17 protein-coding genes are annotated in these 19,135 nt (G+C 52.9%); 12 read left to right on the top strand and 5 right to left on the bottom strand.

Annotated features, from left to right (window positions below; genetic code table 11):
• The first annotated feature begins 12 nt into the window (after positions 1-12).
• Positions 13-1,542: a DUF1963 domain-containing protein gene (locus GOX88_RS14245; RefSeq protein WP_170403022.1), complete on the top strand. Its 1,530-nt coding sequence runs from the start codon at positions 13-15 to the stop codon at positions 1,540-1,542.
• A gap of 543 nt (positions 1,543-2,085) precedes the next feature.
• Positions 2,086-2,232, top strand: a complete 147-nt coding sequence (locus GOX88_RS14250; protein WP_217354236.1) for a hypothetical protein — start codon at positions 2,086-2,088, stop codon at positions 2,230-2,232.
• 188 nt (positions 2,233-2,420) lie between these two features.
• Here the strand turns inward: GOX88_RS14250 and GOX88_RS14255 are convergent, their stop codons facing one another.
• The 3 genes from GOX88_RS14255 to GOX88_RS14265 all read right to left on the bottom strand — a co-directional run bounded on the left by GOX88_RS14255 (position 2,421) and on the right by GOX88_RS14265 (position 6,476).
• On the bottom strand, positions 2,421-4,877 hold the full coding sequence (locus GOX88_RS14255) for a hypothetical protein (RefSeq protein ID WP_170403027.1): 2,457 nt from the start codon (positions 4,875-4,877) through the stop codon (positions 2,421-2,423).
• On the bottom strand, positions 4,877-5,560 hold the full coding sequence (locus GOX88_RS14260; RefSeq protein ID WP_170403030.1) for a hypothetical protein: 684 nt from the start codon (positions 5,558-5,560) through the stop codon (positions 4,877-4,879). The genes GOX88_RS14255 and GOX88_RS14260 overlap by 1 nt, the downstream gene beginning before the upstream one ends.
• A 562-nt stretch (positions 5,561-6,122) precedes the next feature.
• The gene (locus tag GOX88_RS14265) at positions 6,123-6,476 is read right to left on the bottom strand and encodes a hypothetical protein (RefSeq protein WP_170403033.1); all 354 of its coding nucleotides are present in this window, start codon (positions 6,474-6,476) and stop codon (positions 6,123-6,125) included.
• 521 nt (positions 6,477-6,997) lie between these two features.
• Here GOX88_RS14265 and GOX88_RS14270 point away from each other — a divergent pair.
• Together GOX88_RS14270 and GOX88_RS14275 are read left to right on the top strand one after the other, a co-directional pair.
• Positions 6,998-7,375, top strand: a complete 378-nt coding sequence (locus GOX88_RS14270) for a hypothetical protein (protein ID WP_170403036.1) — start codon at positions 6,998-7,000, stop codon at positions 7,373-7,375.
• A gap of 28 nt (positions 7,376-7,403) precedes the next feature.
• Positions 7,404-9,122, top strand: coding sequence for a hypothetical protein (locus tag GOX88_RS14275; protein ID WP_170403039.1), 1,719 nt, complete (start codon positions 7,404-7,406; stop codon positions 9,120-9,122).
• Between the two features lie 60 nt (positions 9,123-9,182).
• On the opposite strand, the gene GOX88_RS14280 is transcribed toward GOX88_RS14275, so the two are convergent.
• Entirely contained in the window at positions 9,183-9,950 is a 768-nt protein-coding gene (locus GOX88_RS14280; protein ID WP_170403042.1) for a hypothetical protein, read from the bottom strand.
• Positions 9,951-10,726: 776 nt separating this feature from the next.
• On the opposite strand from GOX88_RS14280, the gene GOX88_RS14285 reads away from it, so the two are divergent.
• The gene (locus tag GOX88_RS14285; RefSeq protein ID WP_170403045.1) at positions 10,727-11,911 is read left to right on the top strand and encodes a site-specific integrase; all 1,185 of its coding nucleotides are present in this window, start codon (positions 10,727-10,729) and stop codon (positions 11,909-11,911) included.
• A gap of 190 nt (positions 11,912-12,101) precedes the next feature.
• Here GOX88_RS14285 and GOX88_RS14290 read toward each other — a convergent pair whose 3' ends face one another.
• The gene (locus tag GOX88_RS14290; protein ID WP_170403048.1) at positions 12,102-13,865 is read right to left on the bottom strand and encodes an AAA family ATPase; all 1,764 of its coding nucleotides are present in this window, start codon (positions 13,863-13,865) and stop codon (positions 12,102-12,104) included.
• A gap of 473 nt (positions 13,866-14,338) precedes the next feature.
• Between GOX88_RS14290 and GOX88_RS14295 the strand changes: the two genes are divergently transcribed.
• The 7 genes from GOX88_RS14295 to GOX88_RS14325 all read left to right on the top strand — a co-directional run bounded on the left by GOX88_RS14295 (position 14,339) and on the right by GOX88_RS14325 (position 18,988).
• Entirely contained in the window at positions 14,339-14,842 is a 504-nt protein-coding gene (locus tag GOX88_RS14295; protein ID WP_170403051.1) for a hypothetical protein, read from the top strand.
• A 120-nt stretch (positions 14,843-14,962) separates the two neighbouring features.
• Positions 14,963-15,202, top strand: coding sequence for a helix-turn-helix domain-containing protein (locus GOX88_RS14300; protein ID WP_170403055.1), 240 nt, complete (start codon positions 14,963-14,965; stop codon positions 15,200-15,202).
• A gap of 122 nt (positions 15,203-15,324) precedes the next feature.
• Positions 15,325-15,543, top strand: coding sequence for a hypothetical protein (locus GOX88_RS14305; RefSeq protein ID WP_170403058.1), 219 nt, complete (start codon positions 15,325-15,327; stop codon positions 15,541-15,543).
• A gap of 334 nt (positions 15,544-15,877) precedes the next feature.
• Complete coding sequence (locus GOX88_RS14310) at positions 15,878-16,879, top strand: hypothetical protein (protein WP_367648077.1); 1,002 nt, start codon at positions 15,878-15,880, stop codon at positions 16,877-16,879.
• A 302-nt stretch (positions 16,880-17,181) separates the two neighbouring features.
• A complete protein-coding gene (locus GOX88_RS14315) occupies positions 17,182-17,991 on the top strand; it encodes a hypothetical protein (RefSeq protein WP_170403062.1) in 810 nt (269 codons plus the stop codon).
• Positions 17,991-18,503 (top strand): hypothetical protein, encoded by a 513-nt coding sequence (locus GOX88_RS14320; protein WP_170403065.1) that lies wholly within the window; start codon positions 17,991-17,993, stop codon positions 18,501-18,503. The genes GOX88_RS14315 and GOX88_RS14320 overlap by 1 nt, the downstream gene beginning before the upstream one ends.
• Before the next feature lie 83 nt (positions 18,504-18,586).
• Positions 18,587-18,988: a hypothetical protein gene (locus tag GOX88_RS14325; RefSeq protein ID WP_170403068.1), complete on the top strand. Its 402-nt coding sequence runs from the start codon at positions 18,587-18,589 to the stop codon at positions 18,986-18,988.
• The last annotated feature ends 147 nt before the right edge of the window (positions 18,989-19,135 follow it).

Consider the following 19,135-nt stretch of genomic DNA (forward strand, 5'->3'; position numbering starts at 1 on the left):
CAGGCAGGGACCATGCAGCGCCTTAATCAACTCATCCAATATGTTGCGCCTATCGTTGGGCTTGTCGGCATCACAATGATCATCATCGGGGTAAGAGGTACGCCGCAGAATTGGGCGCTGGTCCAGCAAAGCTTGCCCCTTTTGATTTTGGCGCTTGTCTTCCGGCCAAGGCCAGGCCATCCGATGCACGAACTGATGGGTATGCGGGGTAGCAGCCGCAACAAACCTTCTGAAAAGGCTGAGGACACGCCTGAAGCCAAAGAGGCCAAAGCCTTTCTCGCCGAGTTTCTCGAACACAACCTCGCCGTTCTGGAACACGAACCGGGCGAATTGCCCCACCATGCCGCGCCGGTGAAATTGGTTCCGCTGCTGCCCGGCGCCAAAGAGCAGGGCCGAAGCTGGATCGGAGGGTCACCCATGCTGCCGGAAGCTATGGAATGGCCCCAGGCCAATGGCCGCCCGATGCTGTTTGTCGCGCAAATCGCGCTTGATGAACTGCCCGATGGCATCTGGGGCGACCTCGGTCCACGCGACGGGTGGTTGGCATTTTTTATGCCGTCCGAGGGGCGGATTGATGATGACTCCCGCGTCTTTCACCTGACCGGCCCCGTCGCGACACGGGCTTGGCCCGAAGTGCCCCACCCCTTCTATTTCGGTACCCGCGGTGACGAAGCACGAGAAGCGCTGGCCGCAGTGGGTTTTCCTGTAGCGCCGCATCCACCACGCTTTCCGGTAGCCGTCCGCCCCCATGACGGATCGCCCCCAAGCGTTCGCTCGAACAGTTCAGATGACAGCCAGCGTTTCACCATTCAAAGGGAATACGATCCGCGTTCTTTGATTTTTCGTCCGTTCGATACCACGAGTGCGCGCGGCTTTGTTGCCAGTTTGCTTTCAGGCCAGCGTCAGGCGCTGGACAGTTTGGGTAGAAACACTGAACGCATGAAGCGCGAGCTGCAACAGAGCGAGAACGACGAAAGCCAGGCAAGAACGCAGGCAAGCCTTGCGGCCGCACAGGAGGAGCGCGCGTCGCGTGATGCCGCCATTGCCGCGTTGGAGGATATCCATAGCAGGCTGTTAGCCGAACCGGATGCAGCGATGGACACGATCGCGGTGGATGATTTGATTGCAGAGCTCGACGGGCTTGAAGTTCGGCGGCCCCGGAAACGCGATGACGGGGTCGAATGGTTACCCCACTTAGTGATCGACGAGTTTTGGGCGCGCTCTGTCAGCATGAAGGTTTTCGAGATGCAGGTTCAGGAGGCCATGCGCACGCACCCCGGCGACGTGTCCGACGCTACCCGCGCTCGATATGAAACGCTTTGGCGTTTTGACCAGGAAAACGAATACGCCACAATGGGCGGTCCGGTACATCACGGCTTTACCTACTCGCGCGCCCGCAATCCCGTGTTCCTGTTGGAGGTTCCATCAAGCGATCTGGTCGGTTGGATGTTTGGCGATGTTGCAAGCCTTGGCATGTTCATAGACCCGGAAGATATGAAAGCGGGTCGCTGGGACAAGGCGTGGGGCGATATCCTCAACTAAAGACAGAAGCGGAGCGCTCGTCAGAGTACTGGTATGGTCGGATACGTTGGTTACTATCGGCTCTAGCCGCCGTTGGCGCCTTCAGGTCAAGCGCCGGCTTTGCCCACTTCGCGACAACAGTGAACAACAGCACAGGTTGAATACGGGCTTCCCCTTTATCCTGCGCGGTTTGCCGCACTGAATGCAGGGTGGACCATATTGGCTGGCAGTATGATGCAGGCCGGCGTTCGGGTTAGCCTGTCAGCCGGCTGTACTTAGCCAGAATTCTGGAGTGCCGGTCGCACATTGGCAGCGATTTGTCCGTGAGAATTTGCCAGACAACTTGGGTCTCGTCATCCGTCAACATCGGGACATCCATGCAGCGTTGCCAGCAGTACAACGTCACAGGCATGTTAGCGGTTCCCTGAACTAATATTTCGACACCATAGACTCACCTGGCACCTGGATCCGAACATCTGACATTCAGCACCCGCGCACGACAGAGCTTGATTGCAACCAAAGGCCCATGCCTTTGTGGACGACAACAAACGCACTGGATTTGTGATGGCAGCTAATTTTCTGCGCCTGAACGGGCTTTCGTTTCGTCCAGACCCGGTTCAGGGTGTCAGGATGATGGAAGATCTGGCTTCCGGGGATGTTTCGAAAAGTCAGGTCTCAGATTGGATCGGAGAACACGCCCGGCCATTGTGAGCTTGGCGTGCTGCAAGCAATCTGACTTGCTCGCCTTAGCGTCCGAATAACAGGATGGCGTCGAAGAGGTCTTTTTGGGCCTCTGTACAATACCTCTTGTGCGATCCTGGCAGGTCGCACCCGGAACCCTTCACAAGAGGAGTTGGAAAGGTCGACCCGGCAAGCGGGTTCGGGTCGACCAACTGGTATCAGTAGGGGTCAGGCAGGTGGCACTGGTCGGTGCCATTCAGCCTTTTACCCAGAATGCACCCGGCCGCGTAGCCGGTGTAGACGCCAAACTTGGAGCCAAGCTTATTGTCATACTCATCAACAGCCAGCACGATCTCATCGTCTGCTTTGGTCAAGACCCCGCCGATGAAGTAGCGGCTGCGATCTCCGAAAATCAGGCGATCCTTACCTTCCAGATCAAGATCGGGGCTTTCGCAGATCACCTCCATGGCAGGAATTCCCGGAGATTTCTTGCCGTGACCTTCAAAGACAAACGATTTCTTGAGGTCATCCTCTGAGAAGTTGATTTTTGTCAGCTTCTCCTGGCACGCAGCAACCCGTAGACCGAAAACGTAAGCCTTCTGCTTGTCGCGCAGGCTGTCCATTCCCTGGGAGCAAACCCAGGGATCCGAATCCAAGTGCTTGCAATAGAAGACCAGATGCTCGGGCGCGGCTGCACCCAGATCTGCAACCGTTGAGTATTCCCCCAGACCCGGCAGATCCTTGATTTCCTGAGCTTCGAAGAATTCGGTCACGACCGGCCTAAGATCAGCGGTCAACGAATCCTGCTTGGACATTGTATCCTCGAACAAGGCCTTCATGGCCTCATCCGCGCGCTCAGGATCATAATGCAGACCAGACTTGTCGTTTACCCGGGCCATCAGCAATTCCTGGAATTGCTTCATGCCGTCCATCGAAACCGGAATGCCGTCCAGCTCTTGCCGAAAACCCTGCATCTTGGCCATGACCTTGTCGGCTTTGTCTGCCCACTCACGCTCTTTTGCGATCTCTTCACCCTTGGCACATGCGTCTTTCAACGCGTCCCCGCGGGCAGACTGGCAAAGAACCGATACCTGACCAACACCGGCGTCCCCGGCATTTTCGTATCGTGCGATCACAAACTCAGAGAATTCCGCCTCTTTGCTGACAATCGCGTTGTCCAGCTTCGCAAGTGCATCCTGCATTACCGCACGAACCGCGGGATCGCGCTCGGAATTGATGTCAGGCAGGTTTGAAGACACGGACAATTGGGCGATCTGATCCTCTGATACCTCCAGCGCGGAAATACGGTCGATTTCTCGCTGGAAAGGAAGTTCCGCCACACTCAGGCGCAACCCGTCGTAGGACTCCATGCATTTGCCGTGAAATTCCTCATCACCCACGATCTTGTGGGCCAGCAGGAAACGGCACCCGTTAAATGCGTTCTGACCTGCAAGTATTTTTGGCTCCAGATAGGTTGCAAGGGCCGCATCAAAGTCTGCTGTTGCCACATCGATATAGGCGATCTCTGCGGGAACCGCGATTGCCTTGAAAAGCGTGGTGTTTTGATAGCGTTGGTTCTGAACAGCGTTCGAGTAATCAAAAACCCTGTCCTCGTAGATCGCTTTGAGCGACGGGTCCTGATCCTTCAGATAATCGACATAGGCCATCATTTCCGAAAGAACCTGCCGGTCCTTCTGAACGTTCCGTATGCCTTTCTGAATGCGGTTCGCAATATTGGTCCAGCCGCAGGCACCGAGTTCCGATATGGCTTCGTTCAGCATGTCATTGGTCCAGAACGAAGTCGGCACACCTACACGGTTGGCGTATTGGTAGAAACTGAATTCGCCAGCATGAGCGTCCGCAACAAACTGACAATGATCAATATCTGCGCCATGAGGCCCCTGAACAGGGTGTCCGGCCGCCATCATTTTTGCCTGAACGGCAGTACCAACACGCGAAACCAATGTATCGGTCAAAGAGCCGGAACGCCCGAATTCAACCATGTTGCGGCGATCCCGCCCAATTGGTTCTTCCTTGGTGTAAGGCAGCAATTCTGCCAAAGCCGCCGCGACATCCTCCTGGGTCTCGTAGGGCATATTTGAGAACGCATCCACCTTGGCGGCGACATAGCGCTCCAGGAACCCGTCCTGAGGGCGCACCAGCTCTCTGAGCTTGGCTTCAACTTCCCCCTGTTCTGTTGGCGGGAACAGGAAGGACGGGGGCCGCCGCAACATCAACTCGGCCCAACGTGCAACATCTTCGTCCGTGGGAGTTTCAAGCGCATTCAGCGTGTTCAGCTCTTCGAACTCATCAAACAGTTGCTGCTTGGTCGTTTTGAAGATGACGTTCGGCACGCACCAGTTCTCGAGGTCCGTGAACCAGAGATTGTCATTGGTCTTTTTGTCGATCCACATACTTCCGCGGAGTTTGCCCAAACGCAGAGGCGCTTTGCCATCCTTCCCGATAGGTGAAGAATACTCCCAGCTTTGCTGTCGAGTGGGTTCGTTCTGGGTGATGATCATCTTGATCTCATTACCCGTGTCGGTGACCTCGGCCACATATCCCCAAGTCTCTTTGGCATGACACGAGATCGACCCTGCATACATGTCCTGAGCCGCGCTTGCAGAGGCGAAAGACATGCCGCCAATCAAGGCAAAAACAGATGCGTATTTCATCAGGCACCTCCATCATTTTCGGTGACAACGCGCCATCCGTCAGATGACTTCACGACAAAAATCGACGCGGTGGATGGATTTTGGACGCCGGGAATATCCTCAAAAGCGTTCTTTTCGATCCAGGATGGTGTTTCGAATGTCCACGAGAAATCGACGGTGGCTGCATTCTCATTGTTGCCGTTCTGATCGTAGGTGAAGCGTTGAATCTCGCCAAACACTGGCTTGCCCAGACAGATCTCTGACGCATCCTCTGACCAGAAATCAATCTTTGAGCCTTTTTCGGTCAACTCGACCGCATCGACCCGGCGACTGCTCCAGCCAGATTTGACCTCAAGCTCGGCCTGCGAAACCAGACCTTGCTTGAACATCCCTTCAAGCAGCGCAACGTTGGTCACCATCGGCAGGCCATTATTGCTGTTTTCCGAAAGCCCAATCGATGCCAGTCCACCGAAAAGCGATCCAGCCAAGTCATCTCCCGCGTGGCCGGCGCGAAGCACGCCTTCACCCCAGGCAATCGCCGAAAAACTCTCGATTGAGCTCACGGGCATTGGAAATGTCGGAATGTCGTATTCGTAGTCAACACCGAGGCAAAGCTTGCCCCATCCAGATATTTCTTTCGACACGATTTCCTTGAAATCATCTTCCGGCCCCTTGCAGCCTGCAAGCGCAAGGGTGGCGGTCATGCAAATTGCTGCATACCGTAAAGTTTTATTCCCCATTGGACTAAATTTTCTCCTTACTTCCAAGTTTATCGGTGGTCCTTTGGCAACGGAAAAGAATGGGGGTCTGCTGCTGTGTGTGTCGTTGTCAAAATTGACCACACCTTCCTTTTGTCACCAAAAACCAATAACCTTATCAACCGGTTGATCCGACATCATCAATTCGGGTCTTTTCGGCTTGGCAGAATAGCGGAGTCAGCAACGACAGCTCTTCCCGGCGAAAGCTCATATGTTGCCAGGACCAAATCGAGACTTTTCACAGCTATCCGGATTTATAACCAATGATTGAATATCCACCGACAAAATCCCCTCTTGATTGATAATCGAATAACTCAACTGAACGCTATCTGGAAGTCCATTTGGGCGGCCCATTGCCGATGATTCACTTTGCCGCACGCCACGGGTGGTATCGACCAGGTGTGGTTCTTCACACACTGGTCAGTGGCCTTCTGATCTGCTGGAAGCGTCACAATTGACGATCACTGACGCAACACTCTCAAGCACTTTGCCCCAAATGCAATCTTGGTCATTCGATGCGTGGAGTCGTGGGAACCGCTGCTTCGGAACCGCCGCTAAACGATTTAGACGAACTGTTGGACGGCCAAGACTTGGCTTTGAAACCAGCCAACTGGATCAAGTCCACCATCATTTCAGGCGTTAGCTGATCCACTTGAACCATGCGAATTTGGGCAATTTTGCTTTGCACCGGTGCTGCACTTGGGCTCACCCGTTGGTCAAAGGCCGCCGCAACTCTCTCAATCGCATACTCGATCTGTTCGGTCGGGCGACACTCTTCAAAGAAATCCATCAAGTAGTACAAGGCGGTTTCTGGATCGGAGAGGTGGGAATCTAGGACTTCGTCGATGGAGTAGGTTTTCACTTTTTTGCACTTTCTTGGTTCCCAACCAACCTTTCGCCCTGCTTTGCCGCCTATCATAGGATTGTGTCGCGGGACGGAAGCACGGCTTGTCTGACGCGAAACAGACAGTTTACGAGAATTTCCTTGCCGCGACCGTTTCTACTTGAGATTGTGCCGCTAAAAGACAATGATCACAAAAGGCTACACAGTTAGTCAAAGCGAAAAAGAACACGGATAGTGACGAATATTGAACACTGCTCATCCTCTCGGACAACGAATACACCCCTACAATTTGTGAACCAGAATTGACCTGCACAGTAGATCCTGCGTGGAAATAGCGCTGTCGCAATGCCGCCGATCCATGCCGTTGGGGTTCACCAGATCACCACCCGACCCGCTGAATTGAAGACAAATGCAGGGACTTACTGCGCCGTTAGCAGTTTACCAAGTGTTCTGTCTTCAAATCGAACACCGGTGGATTTGTTCGTCACACGACAGGTCCCAACCAATCTCGCAAAAACAGCCCCCAAGGAGCTCAGAAATTGACTGCTATAGGCAAAACCATTCCGGTCGCAGCGCTTGCTATCGCAACTTTGGTATCGGCATGCTCAGAAGAAGTTACCAATCAAAAAATTGAAGAATGGAAGCGAGATGGCAGCGTAGACTTCACCGTCGGTGAACTTCTTTCCGGAGTCATTCCGCAACAGGAAACTGCGCCCGCCAAGACAACGCAATCTGCGCCCCGCAGAACAGCGTCCGTGGTGCCGACCACTTCAAAGCCCATACCGACATCTGCCCCTTCTGCGCCTGCCCCTATCCTTACACAGGTCAATCAGGCACCGGTGAGCACGGCAAAGCGCCAGGTGGACCTCGATGAGGAGACCAACGACGACAAGGTCGAAATCAATCTGATCGAGTGACAAGGCAGAAGACGGTTTAAGGTTTAATATGCAGGATATACCAGGTTCCGAAAAAGAGCTTTCGCAGGCTCTCATAGATTTCAAGGAACGAACTGAGCGTTGGGAGAGTGAGAGAAAAGCTCGCTTGTTGGAAAGCGGTTCCGAAGAAGACATAAAGCAACTTGCGAAGCAAATTCAGCGGAAGGTAAAGGATGATCAGAAGCTGAAAGCCGGAATTCCTCTGAATGCACTGGGCGTTCAGAAGAAGGCCATCTTCCTGTTCGTTCTGACCGCCGCCTACCTGCTTTTCGAACTTGCCTTCAACGCCCGGCTTCTGGACGTCATCGGTACTTCGGTTAACGAATCCGACATCGACCACATTGAGATGTGGGGACGCATGATCTCGGGATGCGCCCTGACCCTCGGTTTCTGGTCGTTGGCAATCCGCGCCTACAAACCCTTCCGGTCCTCGCTGTTGGCAATGACACTGGTCGCGGCTGCCTGCTTTGCCGCCAGCTACTTCATTCAGGAACGTATTCTCCATACGATCTCGGAAACGTCGACAGCAGCCCAAAAACGCGCCGCGGCAAGCCTTGTATTGATCACACGCTCCATTCACTCGCATGACGTCGACCTGAAGGGAATTGATCTGGAAGGGATCGACACACAAAGCCCCGAAGCCAAAACCTTTCTGGCAATGTTCCCGGCCATGGCGATCTACACGGACAATGTGGAACAGAAGACCGAGCGCGAAGTCCGCCAGTTGTTGCGACGTCAGGTGATCGACGACATGGGTGGCTTCAACCACGTATTCAAACAGGTCTACCTTGAGAGCGAAGTGGCGATAAACAAAAGCTTCAACTCATATGCAGAAGGCGCCAAAAAGTACCACGATGTGATCGCCACGATTCCACGTGAACAGCAGGAAGCATACCGAAAATACAGAAACGGCCTCGGCCGGCAAACGCCATACACACTTCCAAGATACGCCTACCCCCAGGTTCGCAATAAAGTGTACGCCAGTGGTGTGCCTGTTCCCAGAAGATGGGATCCCCGCGACAAAGCAACGTTTTACCGTGTGATCGACGAGAAGATCCGCAGACAAGCCAACAATAGGTACAACTCGGAAATTCAATACAGACTTGGCGCAGTCATTGGGCCCAATCTGAACTATAGCCAGTTTGTCGCCAGTACACCGATACAACGCAAATGGCGCACGATGATATCAATGAACTATCAGATACCACTGCGCACAGGCATGTCTCCGGAACAGTTTAAAACGCAGGTTTTCGAGCCTTGGGTAGATGCCATTGTTGAGGACGAAACAAGGAGAGTTCTGGCGCCGGTATCAAGCTTCGAAGAAGGTGGTTTCAACTATCACGAGGGCAATACCGCTATCCGGATTGCATTCGTCCCTCTGGTTGCCTTCACATTCTCGATTGCGGGTGCTCTCTTCCACATTGTCAAAACCAGTTGGCTGGCCAGCAAATCCCTGAATGCCCGCAAAATCGTGCAAGCTATTGTCTGCATTTCTGCGCTGGGTGTTACATTGTGGTATTTCCTGCCGCCGACACGTACACCAAACGCTGTCACGGAATCCGTGCTGTTCAACAAACTGGAAACTGATGTCGCCGGGAAAGCGAACAACCTGACAGCATCAGGCATCCGATACCTTGTGCAGTTCCAGCCGGCCTTCTACCCGATTGCCGAAGGTATCCGGTCAAACATCCTGCAAGGGTTTGATTTTGGGGTCCGTATGGCAGACTGAACCCTGTGTCGGCCCTGCATGTTCCGGGCCGACACCTACCGAGAAGACGACAATTCTCCGCTAAGCCAGAGCGTTTTGAAGCATCTCGATCTTGGCTTTGATTTCATCGCTTTGTTGCAAAGCTTCTTCAAGCTCGGCCAATGCTGAAAGGTGTTCTTCTTTGACCGTTGTTTGATAGATTTGAGCCAGTTCCATGGATTTGTGTTCCACGTCAGCAACAACATAAACCACCCCGCGAAGAGCCTTTTTCTTGGTGGTGATCTCCTTGGACCTCTCAACCAATTGCTCCAGGTTGCCGGCCTTGCTCCGAAGTTCGCTTACCGAGCCCTCGGCATCAGCTTTCACTTTCAGAAGATCCGTTAGCTCGTTTTGCTGTTTTTCTTTCAACGCTGCTGCTTCGATAGCGCGTCTTTCAGCGTCTTTTCGATCCTGTACAGCTTGAAGACGTTGCTTAAATTCGTCTTCCGTCACAAGTTCATGTTGTTGGATGATAACAAGGAAACCAGCAGTATAGCTGGCACCAAATCCCACACCTATTCCCCAACCAAGGCCCCAGGATCTATCCGGACTAGTGCTCGTGTCATGAAAAGCATGCATTGATCGATGCGCTGTCGACTGCGTTAGAGGCGTAACGGATTTGATTTCTTTTTGCGTTTCATTGGCATCCTGAATCAACTCCTGAAGCATCCGAGAGAGACCTTCTTCGTCGGGGGCATAATAGATCCAGTCGGAAATGCCCTTTAGAAATCTCCGGTTTTCATCCAATCTTTCATCAACTTCGGCACCAAGCATAAGCCAGTGTTGCGTAGTCGTAGTCCATTTCATCATGCTTCAGGTCTCCATAGTAAGTGCACCCGAAAAATCACATGATAACTTCTGCTTAAACCGCATTCGTTGTATTTTACGCGCAAAACTTCAACCTGCTGCCGATTTACCATTGGATGCATCGAGAGGTTTTCTTCCACCCAGGGGTGCAAAAGGACGCCAACCTGGCAAGCCCTCAGGCTACTAAAACCCGGGGAGATTTCGACACGATGACCTGTACCCCAAACAAGCAATCCGCCAGAACCGAAAACCTCGCCAGCCTGCTGTCTCCAGCTGCACAAGAAGCCCTTGAAAACCTGGCTGACGAAGCAACTGAAGACGAGTTGGCACGGGTATCAAATCTGATCAGTCGCTAGCTGATGATCGCACGCAGTCGAATTCTGACATCTCGACACCTTCAGAAACTGGCAGCGGAAGCCGATCTGGATCGGTCGCCACTGACCGAACAGGAGATGGAGAAGATCGCTATCCTATGAGCCTGGCGAGGTGAGGAGGTTAAGCAATTGGTTCATTGGATCAATTGTAGTCTGAACGGGTAGTTTTGAGATTATTCGACCTGGTTGCGGGAGTAGGATTTGAACCTACGACCTTCAGGTTATGAGATAGCTTACGCACACTTGCACCGACTACGCCGGAAAGCTCTGACTTACCCTATCTTATTGGAATCAATTCTTTATTATTGACGGTCGGCACGCCCCGTTCCTACCTCTTACGCCATGAACCGCTTCCAGTTGCTTCCACAATGCTTCCACGGGGCGATGACAGAGAAAGGATGAGGGATGCCCAAACTGACCAAACGCGCCGTAGAAGCCTTACCGGTTGAGGCGAAAGACTACTTTGTCTGGGACAGCCAGATTGCCGGGTTTGGTGTCCGCGTGATGCCCTCCGGGGCCAAGACCTATCAGGCACAGTATCGCAAAGGCGGACGAACTCGGCGCGTTTCCATTGGACGGCATGGCAAGATCACCGTGGACGAAGCCCGGAAGCTGGCAAAGGAACTCATGGGGCAAGTGGCTAAGGGTGAGAACCCAGCCGAAGAGATTGCCCAGCATCGCCGCGCACCCACGGTCGCAGCCTTGTGTGAGCGGTTCTTTGACACCCACGTCAAGGAACGCTGCAAACCGTCCACCCAAGGCGAGTATCGCAGGGCGATTGATCTATTCATCGTTCCGGCCATCGGCAGCTTCAAAGTGGTCGACGTAGAGCGAAAAGACATAGCCGAACTGCACCACAAGTTTCGGGACAAACCCTATCAAGCCAACCGGACATTGGGCGTGTTGTCCAAGATGTTCAATCTCGCGGAAATCTGGGGCTTGCGGCCTGACGGATCAAACCCCTGTCGCCATGTCCCAAAATACCGCGAAGAGAAACGGGAACGGTTTCTGAGCCAAAACGAGCTGCAACGGCTCGGACAGGTCTTGGCAGAAGCGGAACGCGATGGATCGGAGTCGCCCTTTGTTGTCGCCGCCTTCCGGTTGCTGATCCTGACCGGGTGTCGCCTCGGTGAAATCCAGACCCTGCAATGGTCCTTCATCACAGATGCAGGAATGGAGCTGCCAGAAACCAAGACGGGCGCGCGGCGCATTCCCCTGCCCCAAGCGGCCCGAGCGGTTCTGAGCGCCCTGCCGCGGCTTCCTGACAACCCTTATGTCATTGCCGGGGCTGTCTCCGGCCACTACGCCACCGACCTGCAAAAGCCATGGCGTCGTATACGTAAACGGGCTGGTCTGCATGATGTCCGCATTCATGACTTGCGCCATACCTATGCGTCAAATGCCGTGTCGTCGGGAATGCCCATTCAGATGGTTGGGCGGCTGCTGGGCCACAGCCAGATTCAGACCACGATGCGGTATGCACATCTGGCCGATGATCCGGTACGTCAGGCGGCAGAAGAAAACGCCGAACGCCTCAATACAATTGTAGGTGCGCAGGAACCTACCCATGGGCTGCGTCTAGTTAGGTAAGGCGCTCAGCGCGACCAACCCTCTAAACATATACATAGGCGGGCTACATTACGTAGGGCGCCTACGTATACGATACGTTACATAGGGGTTTTTTCCCTACCCGGGGTATACGCGGGGCCGGGTATACCCCGGGTAGGGAAAACCACGGTGACGAAAGCGAACTCACGGAATGAGAAAAGTAGGGCTTGGTTCAGTTTGCCTTTCTTATGAAATCTACCAGAGCTTCAACGCGTTCTGCCAAGTCTAACACTTCCAGATTTGCAGGTGCTTCGCACACCAGCCGGGCGACCTTCACTTTGTCCACGTCCTTGAAAACTAACTCGCCGTCCTTTTTATCCGCTTCGCCTTTAGTGCGCTTCCTGATGAAATGAAGTGCATGGTCAAATTTTCCTCCCCGATGGGGTTTCGAATATCTGGTTGGACGGACCTGCTGGACGGCCGACTGCAAGACATCGTGATCGACGTAGTTCTCAATCTCGCGCCCGTCCGTCACCCAAGCCAAGCCCTCCGCGTCAGCAAATTCGTCAACGACGCGCTGCTTGGTTTCTCGGATTTTCCCGGCAGAGCTAGCAAGATCGCTGTCAATCACGACGGCGCTGTGCCGGTTCAAAGCCCGTAGATCAATCAAGCCTTCAACATCTTCTTCATCAGCGCTCAGGTGGCTTAGAAGGCGGCCGCCGTAGAACATGATCGAATAGTGTGTCCCTTCCTTCAAAGAGCTATCGACCGCACTTATCCAGTGGCGCAGATAAATGCGGTCCGAAGGCCCTTCCACCCAGATCACGGCGTTTGCCTGGACGATGTCGGACGCCTTGTAGCCAAGGTCGTTGCACAACTGCCGTCTTTCCTTTTTGAGGCTGATGTTGCGCACCCTTGTTTGGTTTCCGTCGTTGGTTACGTGGAACACCGATGCGTCTGCGCTATCAATGAATGCTGCCGAGTGAGTGGCAATAAAATACTGGTTCTTGGTGTTCTTTCGCAGGTAGGCGATGAGCTTTCTTTGAAGCAGCGGATGCAGGTGGATTTCCGGTTCTTCGATGCAAACAATCGCGTTCTCTTGAAGCGTGCAGTAGGATGCGATCAAGACGACTTCGTGAATGCCGGTACCCAAAGAGGACAAGGGCAGGATTTTGTCGTCCATGTGGACGTGAACGTGTTCTTTGTCGTGTGGGATTTCGATTTCGGCGTCCGGCTTGCCTGTCACATCTCGCAGAAACACGTTGATTTGCTCAAATCGTTTTTTGTCTTCAAGATTCTCGAAGCTAGGGTTTTGAAGCTCAGCCAGCCGGTTAATCAAACCTTTGCCACCGAAGCCCTCAAATGCATCTGTTTTGGGGCCAAGTTCTCTCTTGGCGGGAATCAAACTGACAGGAGCTGACGGCGTTTTCACATTACTACAAAAGAACTGAACCATCGACTTCGCATAGTCACTGCGCTCGCGGCGTGCGCCCCCGGTCAACGCTCTAGCTGTTAGACCCAGCCAATGGTCTGCAACTTTCTTATAAGCGTGCTCGGGAACATTCGACTTAAGGGGTAACATTTGATTGTGCGAAGGCGAAGGAGGAATAGACCACACGAGGCCGTGCACTGCTAACGCACTGACCAATTGCCTTGCCGTGTTAACGCAGTTTTGTTGGTCAATAACGTCTAGGCCTCTTTCTGCCAACGCCTCAACCGCTGCCCTAAGAACTTCTTCCTTTGGGCTTCCGAAGGCAAAAGATAAATTTCCGCTGTTTTGACCTCTATACCCTTCAACTTGAGAAAGACTGGTAATGTAACGCCCGGAATTGTCACGAGAGAGTAAATGCGCAGAAATGAAGTTCAGAACTGTTGATTTACCTGAGTTGTTGGCACCAACGAAAATGTTCAAGTCGCCGAAGGGGGCAATCAACTGCATTTCCGGCCCAATGCCCCGATAAAACTGCAACGCTAAGCCGTGAAGAAAAACGGGCATGCAAACCTCAATACCAATTATTTATGCAGCCTCAGACCTTGATGTGCTCGATACATTTCGGTGCCGCGACAGCGTTTATCGCGACACCCCAACTCAACTTCTCGGAATAGTCAAATACTATTCCTCACCAATTGGTTGCTCGATTTCGTCCCTACCCGGGGTATACCCTGCCCGATGCGTACCTTACTCGGTAAAAGGCAAACCCATATTTGAGGAATCGGAACCCTGTTAGGTTTGAAAACGATCGAAGAGGCAGTCCCATACTTATCGCACCCGACAACCAAGTAGTTCCCCCAAGGTTCTACAAAGACACATACGACGACAGCTTCGTTCAATTCCTTTGCGAGATCGGGGAGCTCACCCCTGCGAACATCGGAGCATTCGCGGAAAGCCTTGAACACAGCGCCGCCATATATCGCTGGGAAACTGCGAAGTTTGAGAACCTTCCTCGAAACAGCGACGTAGCGCAAGAGTTGAAGGACATAGCGAAACAAGCCTATCGGCTGAAAACTTCACTTGACCAGTTGTCATGGAAAGCACAGTCGGAACTCGACAGGCACGCTGACAGTGATGCGCAACATGCTATTTCTGGTTCATTGACCGCCCCAAGCGAGCCCTCTCTGGCGGTGTCTTTGAAGCATCTGGAAATTGGCGTCCCATGCGTGGTTATGGATGTTCCAACGCTGCGTTCAGTGATTGAAGGATTGGAAATTGCGGCAACCAGCAAGAGTGCGAACCTTCCAAAAGGAAGACCCGGACAAGTCCGCTCATACGGGTTGCGGCTATGGATGCGTAACATCGCTAATCTTTGGGATGGAACGACCAATCAGGCGTTTACACGGGACGTTACTTCGACGGGTGAGCCGATAACAAATGCCGCTCGCTTTTGTGCTGAAGCGTTTCGGAAAATCGACCCAAGCATTCCAACCTCGCGCGTCATGCGGGAATTAAAAGACTGCATTCGTGAGCGCGCCTAGCCTACTGGACGAATTGTTGTTCAAATTCGCGGCTAATTCGTCCAGCGGTTTCGCTCGAAAATCGCACCCGAGCGCCCCTATGTTCGCCTCATAGCAACTTACGTTGAAAGGTCGAACAGAATGCAACAACAGGCAATTGCCACCGAGCAGACCATCCCCACTTCTGACTATTGGGATGGGTTTATCACCGAGACCGAAGCGGCAGACTATCTCTGCCAAAGTGTGCGAACCATACAGAAGTGGCGCATCACTGGCTTTGGTCCTTCCTACTACAAACCGGGACGTTCCGTGCGCTACCGCCGCCGCGATCTGCGCATTTGGGCCGAAGGTCGCCGTCGCTGGAACACCTCGCAAACCTGAGTTTTGCTCGCACGGGGTTGGCAGCGCCGCGCGGGATTTTGGGGCCGGATTGGCTCTCTAGGGGCGCGGGCGAAACGGTCCTGCGCCCCTTTCCTTAAACATCAACAGAAAGACACTGAACCATGGCAAACCAGCCTGCACAGAAATTTAAGATCGGCCTGATAACTGCAACCATTTGGGACAATGACGGCTTCTACTCGGTCGATATGTCCCGCGCCTACAAGACCGATACCGGCGAATGGCGCAACTCGAACAGCTTCCACCATTCGGACTTGTTGAATCTCTCCAAATGCGCGGAGCGCGCTGAAATCTGGATTGGCCGTCAAACCAATGCCAAGTGATGGCAGCGCCGGAGCGGCTTCGCTCCGGCCCTAAAACAAATGCTGCCCCGCCGGAGGCACTAAGGGGGCATAAGCCCCCGCACACTTTTTCTAAAATCGTCATACAACCCGGCGGCAGGGCGTGCCGCGATAGAGGGGGGTCTTGTAACACCCCCCTCCACGAATACGAAAGCGAAGGTCAGCGCAAATGGAAGCTACTATTCTGCATTCTGGCTTCGATGGGCTGAAATTCACCATTCAGGCTGATATCCCCGAGGACTTTCGCGAAGAACTGGCATCCGCCAAGCAACATGCCAAAGAGACCTACGGCGATTGCGTCCTCGAATTTGGCTCTGTGTCGCTCAACGTGACGAGCAAGGGTGCACGCGGCTTCACTGCCCATACCGGCGATCATGGGGCCGTTTGGCTTTTTCAGGACCCGCAAGATCGCATTCCCAACAATCCGGGCATCACCGTAGACTTTCGCGCCTTTGGCCTTGCTACAGGCGGCCTTGAAGGCGCTGAGCAGCACTTTCGCGGTTGCATGGAAGCCTTTGGGGTCAAGTACGTAGAAACTCAATTGAGGGTCGCACGGGCTGACTTCGCCGTCGACTTACTGGCCCCTTGGTTTGAACCCGACCGCGAAGCCTTGGTTGTTCCACCGGGTACCAAGGTCACGGAATACACCGGTGTTGATGAAACCGCGACTGTTTCCAGCGGTGCCCGCGTGGTTGGCTTGCGCGCCGGGGCCGTCGCCAACCGGCAATTGGCGATCTACGACAAGCGATCAGAGGTCATCCAGCAAAACAAGATGGGTTGGTTGATCATTTGGAATGCAGCACTTGAAGCGGTTGGCAAACCGCCCCTTGATCTGTCTGACCGGGCGACCAGTCAGGTCTGGCGCTTTGAGATGCGACTTGGCTCCAAGCAACTGCGCAATCGGTTTGAGATGCGGAACTGGCAGGATGTAAACGATATCATCGGGGACGCCTTTACAAACGCGCTTGGGCGTATTCGCTACTGCATGCCCACCATGGACTCAAACCGCGCGCGCTGGCCCTCACATGAGCTCTGGCAGCAGTTTGAGGCAGTTATCGGGAATGATCTGTTGCAGAACTGTGCGGGCGTTCTGCCCTGCGACGTGAGGGAAGCCAACCGCGCTGCTAAGATGCGAGAACTGGACGCGCAGCTTGCGGGGTTGTTTGTCACTCGCGCGGCGATTTCAGACGTTTCTGCTGACAGTTTTAGTGACTTTTTGGAAAGTCACTCCGACGTGTTGGCTCGGCTCGTTGCTGAGCATACAACCCCGCTAAAAGAACGACTTGCCAAGGCGCGCAATAAGTATCGGTTGTCTTGAGAGGCCACCAAGCTGCCGTTCGCTGCAAACGCGAAACGCTCCGACAGAAGGTCGACCTCGGCTATTTTCCGGGCAGCAATTCGTCGTCACTGCCCCTCTAAGGTTAAAGTTAACCCGGATGGAATACAGCTATCGTCTATTACATAGTAAGTACCACGGGAAGACTATTCGGAGGCAGGGCTGGTTAACGAACTTTTAAGGATGATTGAGAGTCTTGAACAGTGCCGGTCGCTGAAATAAGGATACAATCAGTCTTCGTGTCTAGTGTTAAGATGCCGAGACAACAGGGCTGAGGGAGCAAAATGCCAGTAGAAAAAATCGACCTTCTCGCAGGCAACCACGCGATAGAGGTTGTCAATTTTGCTGTCGTTTTCCGGTCGCCATTGGACTCCAGCGATGAGGCCCGGCTAGAAGAAAAAATCGAAGATTTACGGCCGCATTTCGCAGCTATCGACAAACCTGAATTGTTTCAAGTTTTTGTTGGCGAAAGTGCACCAACGAACCAGCCGCGACCGGTTATGTACCAACTCAACGATTTTTCCAGAGACGGGAAACCTGAGTGGTCTGCGCAATTTGGCGACAATGCTGTCGCTGTCTCCTGCAGGAAATACTCAGGATGGTCTACAGTTTGGCCTGGTGCAAATGATCGTCTTGTGGCGCTCTTGAATTGTGTAGATGCTTTCAAACCGGTTGCTTCTATTGAGTATAGCGTAACAGACACATTCAGCGAGCAACTCCCGCAGGACGATTCCGATCTTCAACTCAGACCCTCGAATGTTTTTATAAAGGGCTCATGGGTCCCAGACATATTTATGGACTATCATGATCCCAGATGGGACTTCCAAGCGGGTAAGTTTTCGTCTGAGAGCGAAGAAGCTGAGCGACTGGAAAGAGTGGATGCTCGATCTGTTTTGTCGGGCCAACGTGTTCTAGCGAACTTGACGCACTCTCTGTCTTATAAGTTTCGAAATGTGCCTCTTTTGAAGGACCTGATGGCCAGAACCGCAGGTCAGCACAACCTACAGGAAGTGTTTGACAACTTTCATAGCCTGAACAAAGATGTTCTCGGTGAGATTTTGTCTGAAGAATTGACTAATAAGATGGGGTTGTAATGGCGCACGCATTGTCAAGCCAAGGCTTTGATTTCACAGCCAATCAGAAGATAGCTCTGTCTAGCTCTCAGGCAGGCATTTGCTTCCGGGAGGCAAACAACGGTCGGGTGTTTGTGAGCCAAACAGACAGAGAGGAGCAGAGCAGCCGCACTTCAATTGCTTATGTTGACGAACTCTTCGCTCTTTTCCAGTCAGCCAAGCTCTTTGGTGCAGACCTAGATTTGGATCAGCTCAAAGCAGCGCTAGGAGAAGCAGTCAAGCTCAAGTCTTCAGGTTTGTTTCCCGAATATGTGAAGCCTCAAATCGCTGTGGACGAATGTGGAGAGTTCATGTTCACATACAAAAATGCCGCTGGGTACGTTGATATTGGTGTTTGTGGAGAGGGTGAAATCTCGTATCACGCTCGAAATGACAATGAACCTGAAAAAACAGCTTACGGCGATGTCGAGTGGGATGGTGTATCTGTGCCAACCGAACTAATTGCAAGCGCGACAACGATTTTTCAGGGCTAAGTTAACTTTACTTTATGTCATCGCAAGACGCCGCACAGGTAGCCTCTGAAGAACAACTTGTCCGTCTGCTTTTCAGTACGCGAATGGTGGACGACTCTGGCACTCTAGGAAAAGAAGCTTTTCCCGTTGATGAACTGATCGAAAAGAGTGGGAAGAGTGTTTCGGTAGATGAACTATCGAAATTGGATATGCCTGAGCACGTGGACAACAAATTGGAAACTTATCAAAACCCCGCCCGCGACCGCCATAGGTGGGGGTTTGCATTGGCTGTTTGCAGTCAGATTACCAGCATAATGTCGCAAGAGGGATTACAGGTTTACTCAGTGCTCAAGGACCCGATTGAAGGTAATTTTCCTCCTGCACCTTGGGATCATGCACATGCAAAAATCATTCGTGCGGATTCTAGTTTCGGGAAAGGCTTTGTGCGTGGGTACCGAGATAAACTGACCGAACTGTATCAAGAGAATGTGGAAGCGCTTCCATGAAACTTGGCCTGTCATCTCTTTCGCGCCGATCCCAGTCAACATCTAACTTGTAAAAAATGGCTGAATAGCATTTCCAAAAATACCAAAACGCCCAAAGGCTAAGTTGTTACTGAAGTTCAAGCTGAGAAGTGCCGCATTGCGGCTATC

The organism is Ruegeria arenilitoris, assembly GCF_013030985.1.
Lineage (GTDB): Bacteria > Pseudomonadota > Alphaproteobacteria > Rhodobacterales > Rhodobacteraceae > Ruegeria > Ruegeria arenilitoris_B.